This window comes from Solimonas sp. K1W22B-7, from assembly GCF_003428335.1.
Taxonomy (GTDB): domain Bacteria; phylum Pseudomonadota; class Gammaproteobacteria; order Nevskiales; family Nevskiaceae; genus Solimonas_A.
In genome coordinates this window covers 1,437,101-1,449,278 of the sequence record NZ_CP031704.1, presented here as the reverse complement: position 1 = coordinate 1,449,278, position 12,178 = coordinate 1,437,101, and the positions used below count along the sequence as shown (strand labels likewise).

Genomic DNA, 12,178 nt, shown 5'->3' with positions numbered 1-12,178 from the left:
ATCGCCGGCTAGGCCGCACCCCTGGCGGCGCCCGTGGTCGAAAACGCTGCATGACCCCTGATTCACCCCCACAGACCCCGCTCACCGGCGCCGCCACGGCGCTGGCCGCCGTGGAGCTGGCGCTGGCCCACGATGCCCCGGTGGTCGTGCTGGCCGGCAACGAGCAGCAGGCCCACCGCCTGGAGGAAGACCTGCGCTTCTTCCTCGCCGGCCGCCTGCCGCTGGTGCACCTGCCCGATACCGAGATCCTGCCCTACGACCAGTTCTCGCCGCACCAGGAGATCCTGTCGGATCGCCTGCGCGCGCTGGCGCGGCTGCCGCAGCTGGGCCGCGGCCTGCTGCTGGTCACCGCCGACGCCCTGATCCACCGCCTGCCGCCGCGCGACTGGCTGTCCGGGCGCAGCTTCCAGCTCGGCCTGGGCGACAAGCTCGATCCTCACGCCTTCCGCGAGCGCCTGGTCGCCTCCGGCTACCAGTCGGTGTCCGAGGTGCAGACCCAGGGCGAGTTCGCCGTGCGCGGCGCCTTGGTGGACCTGTTCCCCATGGGCAGCAACACCGCCTTCCGCATCGACCTGTTCGACGACGAGATCGAAACGATCCGCAGCTTCGACCCGGAAACCCAGCGCAGCCTCGACAAGGTCGACGAGATCCGCCTGCTGCCGGCGCGCGAGTTCCCCACCGACCGCGAGGGCATCGAGACCTTCCGCCGGCGCTACCGCGAATACTTCCCCGGCGATCCGGCGCGTTCGCAGATCTACTCCGAGGTCAGCCGCAAGCTGATGCCGGGCGGTATCGAGTCCTACCTGCCGCTGTTCTTCAACCACACCCACGGCCTGCTCGACTACCTGCCGCCGGGCGCCATGCTGGCGCCGGTCGCCGACATGGAGCAGGCGCTGCAGACCGACTGGCAGCAGATCGAGGAGCGCTACGAGCGCTACCGCGGCGACATCGAGCGGCCGCTGATGAAGCCGGCCGATCTCTACCAGGAGCCCGAGCAGGCGCTGCGCGAGATGGCGCTGTACGAGGTGCGCAAGCCCGGCAGCGACGCCCACGCCCTGCCCGCCGGCGTCGACGAACTGCGCACCTGGCTCAAGACCGCCACCGCGCGTGTGCTGTTCATCGCCGAGTCGCCCGGTCGCCGCGAGGCCGTGCTGGCCTGGCTCAAGCCCCTGGGCATCCTGCCGCGCGAGTACAAGGACTGGGCCGAGTTCGCCACCGACTCCAAGCGCTACGGCATCCTGCTGGGCCCGCTGCAGGACAGTTTCCACGTTCCCGGCGACAGCATCGCCGTGCTGTCCGAGGCGCAGCTGTTCGGCGCCCGCACGCCGATGCACACGCGCCGCGGCCGCGCCAGGATCCGCGACCCGGAAACCATCCTGCGCGATCTCTCCACGCTGTCGCTGGGCTCGCCGGTGGTGCACGTGCAGCACGGCGTGGGCCGCTACCGCGGCCTGGAGAAGCTCGACGCCGGCGGCATCGTCGCCGAGTACCTGCTGCTGGAGTACGCCGACGGCAAGCGCTACGTGCCGGTGGGCTCGCTGAACCTGATCCACCGCTACACCGGCAGCGAGGACGACAAGGCGCCGCTGCACGCCCTGGGCTCGGAGCGCTGGGCCAAGGCGCAGGCCAAGGCGCGCGAGAAGGCTGCCGACGTCGCCGCCGAGCTGCTGCAGATCCAGGCGCGCCGTGCCGCCAAGCCCGGCATGGCCCTGGAGTTCGACCAGGCCGATTACGAGCGCTTCTGCGAGAGCTTCCCGTTCACGCCCACGCACGACCAGCAGAAGGCGATCGACGCCGTGCTGGACGACCTGCGCAGCGAGAAGACCATGGACCGCGTGGTCTGCGGCGACGTCGGCTTCGGCAAGACCGAGGTGGCGCTGCGCGCCTGCTTCGCCGCCGCCCGCGCCGGCCGCCAGGTCTGCCTGCTGGCGCCCACCACGCTGCTGGCCGAGCAGCACGCCAAGAACTTCTCCGACCGCTTCGCCGGCTGGCCGATCCGCGTCGCCAGCCTGTCGCGCATGCGCACCGGCAAGGAACAGACGGCGATGCTCAAGCAGCTGGAAAGCGGCGCGCTGGACATCGTCATCGGCACGCACCGTCTGCTGCAGGCCGACGTGAAGTTCAAGAACCTGGGCCTGGTGGTGGTGGACGAGGAGCATCGCTTTGGCGTGCGCCACAAGGAAACGCTGAAGAACCTGCGCGCCGAGGTGGACCTGCTGACGCTCACCGCCACGCCGATCCCGCGCACGCTCAACATGTCGCTGGCCGGCCTGCGCGACCTGTCCATCATCGCCACGCCGCCGCCCTCGCGCATCGCCATCAAGACCGCGGTGCACGAGTGGAACAACACGCTGGTGTACGAAGCCTGCCTGCGCGAACTGCGCCGCGGCGGACAGGTCTACATCCTGCACAACGAGGTCAAGGACATCGAGCAGTTCTCGCGCAACATCCAGGAACTGGTGCCCGAAGGCCGCGTGCGCTACGCCCATGGCCAGATGCGCGAGCGCGATCTGGAACAGGTGATGCTGGATTTCTACCACCAGCGCTTCAACATCCTGGTCAGCACCACGATCATCGAATCCGGCATCGACGTGCCGACCGCCAACACCATCGTCATCGACCGCGCCGACACCCTGGGCCTGGCGCAGCTGCACCAGCTGCGCGGCCGCGTCGGCCGCTCGCACCACCGCGCCTATGCCTACCTGATGGTGCCGTCCAAGCGCTCGCTCAGCGTGGACGCGCAAAAGCGCCTGGACGCGATCGAGACCCTGGGCGACCTGGGCTCGGGCTTCGCGCTGGCCACGCATGATCTTGAAATCCGCGGCGCCGGCGAGCTGCTGGGCGAGGACCAGACCGGCCAGATCGAGGAAGTGGGTTTCACCATGTACGCCGAGCTGCTGGCGCGCGCGGTCAAGGCGATCCGCTCCGGCAAGATCGACGACAGCCCCTTCGGCCGCTCCGACTGCGAGGTGGACCTGGGCGCCTCAGCCCTGATCCCCGACGACTACATCCCCGACGTGCACGCGCGCCTGACGCTCTACAAGCGCATCGCCGAGGCCGCCACCGACGACGAACTGGACGAGCTGAAGGTGGAGATGATCGACCGCTTCGGCCTGCTGCCCGCGGCGGCGGAGCGCCTGTTCGACGCCACGCGCCTGCGCATCGCCGCCCAGGCCCTGGGCCTGTCACGCCTGCGCGCCGGCGCGCGCTCGGCCGCCTTCGACTTCGGCCCGCAGACGACGATCGACCCGGTGAAGATGATCAGGCTGATCCAGACCCAGCCCAAGTACTGGAAGCTGGAAGGACAGAAGCGCCTGCACTGGTATGCCAACCTGGAGAAGGTGGAGGAGCGGGCGGAGATGTTGTTGAAGGCGATGGGGATGCTGAAGTAGTCGTTTCTTTCTTTGTCCCCTCTCCCGCTTGCGGGAGAGGGATACAGGGAGAGGGTTTCTGTAAATCGTAGCTGGGCTAGTCCATGCACGATTTACAGAAACCCTCTCCCGGCCTCCGGCCACCCTCTCCCGCAAGCGGGAGAGGGGACAACTTGGTTGCGCTACGCGACCGCCAGCCGCTCTCTCGCACCCGCATACTCCCGCTTCAACCGCGACACCAGCATCTCCACGCTCTCGATCTGCTTCACCGCGCCGATCCCCTGGCCGCAGCCCCAGATGTCCTTCCAGGCCTTCGACTTGGTCGCTTCACCCGCGCCGAAATCCATGTCGCTGGCACTACCCTTTTCCAGCGCATCCGGATTGAGCCCGGCGTTGACGATGGAGGGCCGCAGGTAGTTGCCGTGCACGCCGGTGAAGAGATTGGAGTAGACGATGTCGTCGGCGCCGCAGTCGACGATCATCTGCTTGTAGCGCTCATCGGCATTGGCTTCGCGCGTGGCGATCAGCGCCGAACCCATGTAGGCCAGGTCCGCGCCCATGGCCTGCGCGGCGAGGATGGCGTTGCCGTTGGCGATGGAGCCCGACAGCAGCAGCGGCCCGTCGAACCACTCGCGGATCTCCTGGATCAGGGCGAAGGGCGACAGCGTGCCGGCATGGCCGCCGGCGCCGGCAGCCACCGCGATCAGGCCGTCGGCGCCCTTCTCGATCGCCTTCTTCGCGAAATGGTTGTTGATGATGTCGTGCAGCACGATGCCGCCGTAGGAGTGCACCGCCTCGTTGACTTCGGGGCGCGCGCCCAGCGAGGTGATCACCACCGGCACCTTGTACTTCACGCAGACCTCAAGGTCGTGCTGCAGGCGCGCATTGGACTTGTGCACGATCTGGTTCACGGCGTAGGGCGCGGCCGGCGTGTCCGGGTTGGCCTGGTTCCAGGCGTCCAGTTCCTCGTTGATGCGCTTGAGCCAGACCTCCAGCAGTTCCGCCGGGCGCGCGTTCAGCGCCGGGAAAGAGCCGATGATGCCGGCCTTGCACTGCGCGATCACCAGGTCCGGGTTGGACACGATGAACAGAGGCGCGCCGACCACGGGCAGGCGCAGGCGGTTCTTGAGTTGTGCAGGCAGGGCCACGGCGTTCTCCATATGCAAGATATTGCATATCCTTGCACAAGGGCCGATCATATGCAATATCTTGCATATCAGGCCATTCCCGGAAGCCCGCCATGTCCCTCAAGAACGCCATCCTCGTCCTGCTCGAAGGCAAGCCCGGCACCGGCTACGACCTGGCACAGCGCTTCCGCGGCGGTATCGGCCAGTTCTGGAGCGCTTCCCACCAGCAGATCTACCAGGAGCTGAAGGCTCTGGGGCAGGAAGGACTGGTGGAGTTCGAACTGCAGGAGCAGGCCTCGCGGCCCGACCGCAAGCACTACCGCATCACGCCGGAGGGCCGTGCCTCGCTGAAAGGCTGGCTGGAGGCGGCCTGGAAGCCGGAAAGGATCAGCAGCGCGATCCTGATGCGCCTGTATGCAGCCAACCTGGCGGACCCGGCGCCCCTGCTGGCGGAACTGGAGCGCAACCTTGCGCAATTCCGCGACAAGCTGGACGAGTACCTGCAGCTCGAGGCTTCGCATCTCGACCGCAGCGGCAACTCCAGCCGCCGGCAGGCGCTGGTCTACGTCGCGCTGCGCTTCGGCATCCGCAACCTGCAGAGCTGGATGACGCTGCTGACCGAGGTGCGTGCCCTGCTGACCGAGGGCAAGGTACCGGACCAGCCGGCGCTCAAGCCCTAGGGCCTGTCATCAATTCCCCGGTCGCTGCGATGCCCCCGTATTTGCCGCCAGGCAAGGCGCGAGGAGGTCGCTTATCGGGAATAAGAGACTGACGAGCAACACGGCATGGCGGCAAAGACGGGGGCACCCGAAGGGCGGGGCCGCCTGGGCGCAGGGCGTCGCCCCGAGTCGCTGATGTACTTCGAGTACACGGCGCGCCCCGGGGCATAGCCCTGCACCCAGGCGGCCTCCGTCGCAGCGACCAGGGAATTGATGACAGGCCCTAGGAGGCGAGCAACTCGTCGAAGGGCCGCGCCACCGAGATCGCGTGGCCCTGCACCCAGTCGACGCCGATGCCGCGCAGTGCCTCGACCAGGCTGTTGTCCTCGACATGCTCGGCGATGGTGATGAGGCCCATGTCGTGGCCGATGCGGTTGATCGCCTCGACCATGCCGCGGTCCAGGCGGTTGGCCTGCATCGAGCGCACGAAGCTGCCGTCGATCTTGATGTAGTGCACCGGCAGGTTGCGCAGGTAGGAGAACGAGGCCATGCCGGAGCCGAAGTCGTCCAGCGCGAAGCGGCAGCCGGTTTCCGACAGGCGTTCGATGAAGGCGCGCGCCTCGCTCAGATGCGTGATCGCGGCGGTCTCGGTGATCTCGAAGCAGACCTGCAGCGGCGACACGCCGGACTCGCGGAGGCGCTCGACGACGAAATCGAGGAAGCGGGGATCGCCCAGCGACAGGCCGGAGATGTTGATGGCGTAGATGATGCCGTCCTTGCGCCCGGCGATGCCGTCCAGGGCCGTGTTCACCACCCAGCGGTCCAGCGCGCTCATCATGTAGTAGCGCTCGGCGGCGGCGATGAACTCCGCCGGCGGCTGCATCTCGCCGCCGGGGCCGCGGATGCGCAGCAGCAGTTCGCGATAGACCACTTCGCCCGGAGCGTCGGCACGCACCACATCCTCGTAATAGAGGCTGAACTGATTTTCGTCCAGCGCGCGGTTGATGCGGCTGACCATGCTCATCTGGTTGTAGCGGCGCGCCGCCTCGTCGTCGTCCTCGGCCAGGCGCACGCGGTTGCGGCCGCTGTCCTTGGCGGCATAGCAGGCGGCGTCGGCCAGCGACATCACGCGCGAGCTGTCCGGCGTGCGGGCATTGATCGTCACCGCGCCCATGCTGGCGGTGGTGCTGAAGCTCTGCCCTTCCCAGACGAAGCGGTTGCCGCGCGCGGCTTCGAGCATGCCTTCGAGCAGCGGCATGCCCTCACCCAGGCCGGTATCCTCCAGCAGCACGCCGAACTCGTCCCCGCCCAGGCGCGCCAGCGCATCCTCCGGCCGCAGCGAGGCGCGGAACACCGCGGCAATCTGGCGCAGCATCTCGTCGCCGGCGAAGTGGCCGTGGACGTCGTTGACCACCTTGAACTGGTCCAGGTCGATGTAGCCCAGCAGGTGCTCCACGCCGTGGCGGCGCGAGCGGTTCAGCGCCAGGTTGACGCGTCGCTCGAACTCGTCGCGGTTGAGCAGGCCGGTGACCGGGTCGTGCGAGCTGCGGTAGGCCAGCTCCTCCGACAGCAGGTTCATGCGCGTGTAGTCCTCGAACACCACCACCGCGCCGCTGATGCCGCCGTCGGGGCGCAGCAGCGCACCGGCCGAGCAGCGCAGGTTGAGGTGACGGCCATCGCGGCTCAGCGACTGGTGTTCCGAGGAGATGCGCGCCGCGCCGCCCTGCAGACAGAGGCGCAGCGGGTTGCGCGGCGGAGCGCCGGCGGGCGACAGCAGGCGCAATACGCGTTCATGCGACTGGCCCAATGCGCGGGCACGGCTCCAGCCGGTGAGTTCCTCGGCGCGGTCGTTCATGCCGACCACCAGGCCGTGCTCGTCGGTCTCGATCACGCCCTCGCGCATCAGCGACAGGCCCATCGCGCCGTAGCCGGCCTGGCCGGCGCCGCCGGCGGTGAGCGCCGACTCGCCGCGCCGCTCGTGCAGCTCGGCAACCAGGCAACCGGCGTCGGGGACGGGACGGCTCAGGAACAGGCGATGCGGGCGCGTCAGCGAGCCCAGCTGCAGGCGCACGTCCACCTCGACGCGCGAATCCAGCTGCAGCTTGGCGGCGGCCAGGATCGGCTCGCGGTCGGTGGCGTCGAACAGCTCTTCCAGCTTGCGCCCCTGCGGCAGGCGTTCCGGCACGCCCAGCAGGGCCAGCATGGCATCGTTGACGCGGAGGATGCGGCGATCGGTATCCAGCAACGCCATCGGCAGGGCCGACAGGCGAAAGGCGGACAGGAAGAACGTGCCGAGCCGCTCGGAGTATCCGGCCGCGTCGCGTGACCATGCCGGCTCGCGGTCGGCGGAACCGGCAGTACGGGAGGCAGCAGGGTTGCGGCTATCGGCAGACATGGAGCGGGACGAAAAACCTCCTGATCACCGGAGAATAGCTCAGCCGCGTCGCCGCCGTGTCACCGGATCAGGGGGTCCCCCGATGCCTGTTTCAGAGCTGCGGCAGCGTCTCGCCCAGGATCGCGCGCACCCGGCTCATGCCGGTCTCGATCGACTGGTGGATTTCGGCATGGATATCGCCCAGGCCCATCACGCCCGCAGCCCAGTTCACCGACACGGCGAGGCAGGCGTAGTCCAGCTTCAGCTCGCGCGCCAGTGCGGCCTCCGGCATGCCGGTCATGCCGACCATGTCGCAGCCGTCGCGCTGCATGCGGCGGATTTCGGCAACCGACTCCAGGCGCGGCCCCTGGGTCACGCCATGGATGCCGGCACCCACGGTGACGCCGGCACGGCCGGCGGCCTCCGACAGGGCCTGGCGCAGGCGCTCCGAATAGGGCTGGGTGAACTCGACATGCTCCAGCCCGGAGCCCTCGCGGCCATCGAAATAGGTATGTTCGCGGCCCCAGGTGTAATCGACGATATCCTGCGGCACCGCCACCGCTCCGGGCTCGAACCAGGGCGCGATGGCGCCCACCGCGGCAATGGCGAGGACGCTCTGCACCCCGGCCTCGCGCAGCGCCCAGATGTTGGCGCGGTAGTTGATCGCGTGCGGCGGCAGCTTGTGGCCCTCGCCGTGCCGCGCCAGGAAGATCGCCTGGGTACCGTAGACACGGCCTTCCAGCAGCGGCGCGCTGGGCGCGCCGTAAGGCGTGGAGAGCTCGATGCGGCGCCCGATCTCCAGGCCCGGCCACTGGTTCATGCCGGTGCCGCCGATGACTGCGATCTTGGTCATTTACATGCCTTTAACTGCATAAATGGCCGGCAACTGCCGCCAGTATTCCTTGTAGTCCATGCCGCAGCCGAAGACGTAGCGGTCCACCAGCTGCAGGCCGATGAACTCGGCGTAGGCCTCGGGTGCGCGGCGGTCGTGGATCTTCTCCGCCAGCACCGCCACCTTGAGACTGGCCGGCTGGAATTCCGACAGCGCCTTGCGGATCGCCACCAGGGTATGGCCCTCGTCGAGGATGTCGTCGATCACCAGCACGTCCCTGCCCTTCAGCTCGCGATCGGGCTGGCGCTTCCACAGCAGGCCGCCGCCGGCGGTGGCGCCGCGATAGCGGGTGGCGTGCAGGTAATCGATCTCGAAGGCGAAATCGAGGCGCTGGGTGATTTCGGAGGTGGCGTGCAGGCCGCCGACCATCACGCAGAGGATCAGCGGGTTGCGGCCGATGTACTCCTCGCGGATGCGCTCGGCCAGGCGGTCGTAGGCCCGCCGCACGGTACTCGCGTCGTGCAGGCAGTCGGCTTCCGCCAGCACCTGGTTGGCGTGATCGGCGGCGGCGTTCATGCCGGGACCTTGCGGTAAAGCTTCTTCAGGCGGTCGCTGCCGGCCTTGGAGGGCTTGATGTCCTTCAGCGCTTCCAGCAGGGCCACGGCCGTGGGGCGGTCGTTGCACACCGGCAGCATGTCGCAGCCGGCATCCAGCGCCAGGCGTGCGCGCTCCTCCATGTTGCCGATCACGGCGGCGCCGTTCATCGACAGGTCGTCGCAGAACAGCGCGCCCTCGAAGCCGAGTTCGTCACGCAGGATGGTCTTGATCCACTTGGCCGACAGCGAGGCCGGCTTCTGGTCCACCGACGGATAGCGGATGTGCGCCATCATCAGCGACTCCACGCCCTCGTCGATCAGGCGCTTGAACGGCACCAGGTCGGTGGCGCGGATTTCTTCCTCGCTGCGGCGGTCGATCGGCAGCTCCAGGTGCGAGTCGGCCGCCACCGCGCCATGCCCCGGGAAGTGCTTGCCGGTGGCGGACAGGCCCAGTTCCTTGAGGCCGCTGCGGAAGGCGCTGGCGAGCCGCACGATGGTGTCGGTGTCCTGTGCGAAGGCGCGGTCGCCGATGATCGTGCTGACGCCGCAGTCGCGGTCCAGCACCGGCGCGAAGCACAGGTCGATGCCGTAGGACGATATCTCGCGGGCAATGGTCAGGCCCTGCTCGCGTGCATCCGTGCAGGCGCGCTCGGCATCCTCGGTGAACAGCTTGCCGATGGCGCCCATGGCCGGGATGCGCGAGAAGCCGACGCGGAAGCGCTGCACACGCCCGCCCTCGTGGTCCACCGCCAGCAGCAGGCGCGGCGTCTTCACCGCGAGGATGTCGTCGCAGAGTGCCTTGAGCTGCTCGGGGTCGCGGTAGTTGCGCGTGAACAGGATCACGCCGCCGACCAGCGGGTGCGACAGCACCTCGCGATCCTCGGCGGTGAGTTCCTGGCCGGGAACGTCGAGCATCAGCGGGCCGATGAGGGCGGATTTCTTACTCGTGGATTTCAACGTCTGTACCTGCGGGAACAAGATCGAACAATTCAATGACATCTTCATTGCGCATGCGCACGCAGCCATGCGAACCGGGCCTGCCCAGTTCGGTGAGGGGCGGCGTGCCATGCAGGTATATGTAGCGGCGGAAGGTATCGACGCAGCCCAGGCGGTTGCGGCCGCGCTCGGTGCCCGACAGCCACAGGATGCGGGTCAGCATCCAGTCGCGCCGCGGCTGGCGCTGGTGCGCCTCGGGCGTCCAGAGCTCGCCGGTATGGCGGCGCGCCACGAACACCGCGTTGGCCGGCTTGCCCGCGCCGATCTTGGCGCGCACGCGGTGGCGGCCGCGCGGCGTGCAGCCGCTGCCCTGGATCTCGCCGGGGCCGTTGGCGCCGGTGGAGACCGGGTACTCGCGCAGGACCTGCCCGCCGTCGAGCAGCCGCAGGCGCTGGCGCGTCAGGTCAATGTCGATCTTCATCGGGCCAGGTCTGCCAGGGGTGCAGGGCGAGATGGTGATTGTAGTAGCGCCGGTCCTCGGTCAGCTCGCGGCCCAGCCAGGCGGGCTTGCCGAAGGGCTGGTCGGCGCTGTCCAGTTCGATCTCCGCCACCACCAGGCCGGCGTTGTCGTTGATGAACTCGTCGACTTCCCAGGTCAGGCCGTCGATCTCGATGTAGTGCCGGGTCTTTTCCAGCCGGCCGACGCAGAGCGTGTCGAGCATCTCGCGGGCATGGGCCGGCGGAATGTCGTACTCGTATTCGGCGCGCGCGGCACCGACCACGGCGGCCTTGATGTTGAGCTTCGCGTTCTCGCCTTCCAGGCGCACGCGCACCGAGGTCTTGCCGCCCTCGCCCGCCAGGTAGCCCTGGCGCATCGGCAGCGAACGGCTCACCTGGCCGCGCCAGGCATCGCTCACCACCAGGAACTTGCGTTCGATTTCGATCGGCATGGCTTCGCTCTCAGCGCTCGAACAAGGCCATGCTTTCGACATGGGTGGTATGCGGGAACATGTCCATCACGCCGACCCGCGTCAGGCGATAGCCGTATTCGTGGACCAGGGTGCCGGCGTCGCGCGCCAGCGTGCCCGGGTGGCAGGAGACATAGAGGATGTGCGAGGGTTTGCGCTTCGCCACCGCCGGCAGGATTTCGCGGGCACCGGCGCGCGGCGGATCCAGCAGCACCTTGTCGAAAGGCTGCTGCAGCCAGTCGACGTTGGCATCGGTCTTGAAGAGGTCGGCCTTCTCGAAACGGATGTCGGTGATACCGTTGCGCTCGGCGTTCTCGCGGGCACGCCGCACCAGGCCGATCTCGCCCTCGGCCGCGATCACCCGGGCACCGGCGCGGGCCAGCGGCAAGGAGAAATTGCCCAGGCCGCAGAACAGCTCCAGCACGCGCTCGCCGGGCTTGATGTCCAGCCATTCGATGGCCTGGCGTACCACCTTCTGGCTGACACCGCCGTTGACCTGGATGAAATCGGAGGGCTCGAAGCGCAGGCGCAGGTCGGAGCCGTCCGGCGAGTATTCCAGCGGCCGGGCCGGCTCGTTCAGCGGCACGATGCTGTCCAGGCCGCCGGGCTGCAGGTAGATCTCGAAGCCCTCGGCAGCGCCGAAGGCGGCGATCTTCTCGCGGTCCTGCTCGGTCGGCGGCTGCAGCACACGCATCACCAGCGCCACGTGCTCGCCGCAGGCCAGCTCGATCTGCGGGATGCTCGGCGCGATCGTCAGCGTGTCGAACAGGCGACCGATGTCGCGCAGTTTCAGTCCCACGCGCGGATCCAGCACGGCGCAGGATTCCAGCATCGACATGAAATCGCTGTTGCGCTCGCGGAAGCCCACGCGCACGCCACCCTTGGTCGGCAGGCGCTTGGCGCCCAGGCGCGCACGGCGGCGGTAACCCCAGACCGGGCCGAGCATCGGCGGCACCACGGTTTCCGGCGTCAGCTTGCCGATGCGCTCCAGGCCGTCGAGCAGCTGCTTCTGCTTGAACTCGATCTGGCGGTCCGCGGCGAGGTGCTGCATGGCGCAGCCGCCGCAGGTGCCGAAATGCGCGCAGCCCGGCTCGACGCGGTCCGGCGAGGCGCGGTCGACGCGCGTCACCTGGCCTTCGTCGGCATCGCGCGAGGTGGCGGTGTAGCGGAACTGCACCAGCTCGCCGGGCAGCGCGTCGGCGATGAAGGTGGCCTTGCCATCGACGCGCGCGAAGCCGCGGCCGTTGTGGTCCAGGTCGACGATCTCGGCGGCGAACTCGCCGGCGGGCAGTGGTTTCTTGCGATGAGCGGCCAT

At 68.4% G+C, this 12,178-nt stretch carries 10 protein-coding genes; 2 read left to right on the top strand and 8 right to left on the bottom strand.

Translation table 11 applies throughout. The annotated features are described in order from the left end of the window. The first annotated feature begins 50 nt into the window (after positions 1-50). On the top strand, positions 51-3,392 hold the full coding sequence (gene mfd, locus D0B54_RS06680; RefSeq protein ID WP_117290387.1) for a transcription-repair coupling factor: 3,342 nt from the start codon (positions 51-53) through the stop codon (positions 3,390-3,392). A gap of 161 nt (positions 3,393-3,553) precedes the next feature. On the opposite strand, the gene D0B54_RS06675 is transcribed toward mfd, so the two are convergent. Next, a complete protein-coding gene (locus D0B54_RS06675) occupies positions 3,554-4,519 on the bottom strand; it encodes an NAD(P)H-dependent flavin oxidoreductase (RefSeq protein ID WP_117295081.1) in 966 nt (321 codons plus the stop codon). Between the two features lie 92 nt (positions 4,520-4,611). Here D0B54_RS06675 and D0B54_RS06670 point away from each other — a divergent pair, with 92 nt between their 5' ends. Further along, positions 4,612-5,178 (top strand): PadR family transcriptional regulator, encoded by a 567-nt coding sequence (locus D0B54_RS06670; RefSeq protein WP_117290385.1) that lies wholly within the window; start codon positions 4,612-4,614, stop codon positions 5,176-5,178. Between the two features lie 262 nt (positions 5,179-5,440). Here D0B54_RS06670 and D0B54_RS06665 read toward each other — a convergent pair whose 3' ends face one another. The 7 genes from D0B54_RS06665 to rlmD form a co-directional block, all read right to left on the bottom strand. Then, the gene (locus tag D0B54_RS06665; protein WP_117290383.1) at positions 5,441-7,552 is read right to left on the bottom strand and encodes a bifunctional diguanylate cyclase/phosphodiesterase; all 2,112 of its coding nucleotides are present in this window, start codon (positions 7,550-7,552) and stop codon (positions 5,441-5,443) included. Positions 7,553-7,643: 91 nt separating this feature from the next. Beyond that, the gene (locus tag D0B54_RS06660; protein ID WP_117290381.1) at positions 7,644-8,384 is read right to left on the bottom strand and encodes an S-methyl-5'-thioinosine phosphorylase; all 741 of its coding nucleotides are present in this window, start codon (positions 8,382-8,384) and stop codon (positions 7,644-7,646) included. Beyond that, positions 8,385-8,939, bottom strand: coding sequence for a hypoxanthine-guanine phosphoribosyltransferase (locus D0B54_RS06655; protein ID WP_117290379.1), 555 nt, complete (start codon positions 8,937-8,939; stop codon positions 8,385-8,387). Continuing rightward, positions 8,936-9,916: a beta-N-acetylhexosaminidase gene (nagZ, locus tag D0B54_RS06650; RefSeq protein ID WP_240433564.1), complete on the bottom strand. Its 981-nt coding sequence runs from the start codon at positions 9,914-9,916 to the stop codon at positions 8,936-8,938. The genes D0B54_RS06655 and nagZ overlap by 4 nt, the downstream gene beginning before the upstream one ends. Beyond that, a complete protein-coding gene (locus D0B54_RS06645) occupies positions 9,900-10,376 on the bottom strand; it encodes a L,D-transpeptidase (protein ID WP_117290375.1) in 477 nt (158 codons plus the stop codon). The genes nagZ and D0B54_RS06645 overlap by 17 nt, the downstream gene beginning before the upstream one ends. Further along, positions 10,360-10,845 (bottom strand): CYTH domain-containing protein, encoded by a 486-nt coding sequence (locus D0B54_RS06640; RefSeq protein WP_117290373.1) that lies wholly within the window; start codon positions 10,843-10,845, stop codon positions 10,360-10,362. The genes D0B54_RS06645 and D0B54_RS06640 overlap by 17 nt, the downstream gene beginning before the upstream one ends. Before the next feature lie 10 nt (positions 10,846-10,855). Then, on the bottom strand, positions 10,856-12,178 hold the full coding sequence (rlmD, locus tag D0B54_RS06635) for a 23S rRNA (uracil(1939)-C(5))-methyltransferase RlmD (RefSeq protein WP_117290371.1): 1,323 nt from the start codon (positions 12,176-12,178) through the stop codon (positions 10,856-10,858).

Coding starts and splice junctions, on each gene's coding strand:
- mfd (WP_117290387.1), top strand. CDS start 51: ATGACCCCTGATTCACCCCCACAGACCCCGCTCACCGGCGCCGCCACG.
- D0B54_RS06670 (WP_117290385.1), top strand. CDS start 4,612: ATGTCCCTCAAGAACGCCATCCTCGTCCTGCTCGAAGGCAAGCCCGGC.
- D0B54_RS06665 (WP_117290383.1), bottom strand. CDS start 7,552: ATGTCTGCCGATAGCCGCAACCCTGCTGCCTCCCGTACTGCCGGTTCC.
- D0B54_RS06660 (WP_117290381.1), bottom strand. CDS start 8,384: ATGACCAAGATCGCAGTCATCGGCGGCACCGGCATGAACCAGTGGCCG.
- D0B54_RS06655 (WP_117290379.1), bottom strand. CDS start 8,939: ATGAACGCCGCCGCCGATCACGCCAACCAGGTGCTGGCGGAAGCCGAC.
- D0B54_RS06645 (WP_117290375.1), bottom strand. CDS start 10,376: ATGAAGATCGACATTGACCTGACGCGCCAGCGCCTGCGGCTGCTCGAC.
- D0B54_RS06640 (WP_117290373.1), bottom strand. CDS start 10,845: ATGCCGATCGAAATCGAACGCAAGTTCCTGGTGGTGAGCGATGCCTGG.
- rlmD (WP_117290371.1), bottom strand. CDS start 12,178: ATGGCCGCTCATCGCAAGAAACCACTGCCCGCCGGCGAGTTCGCCGCC.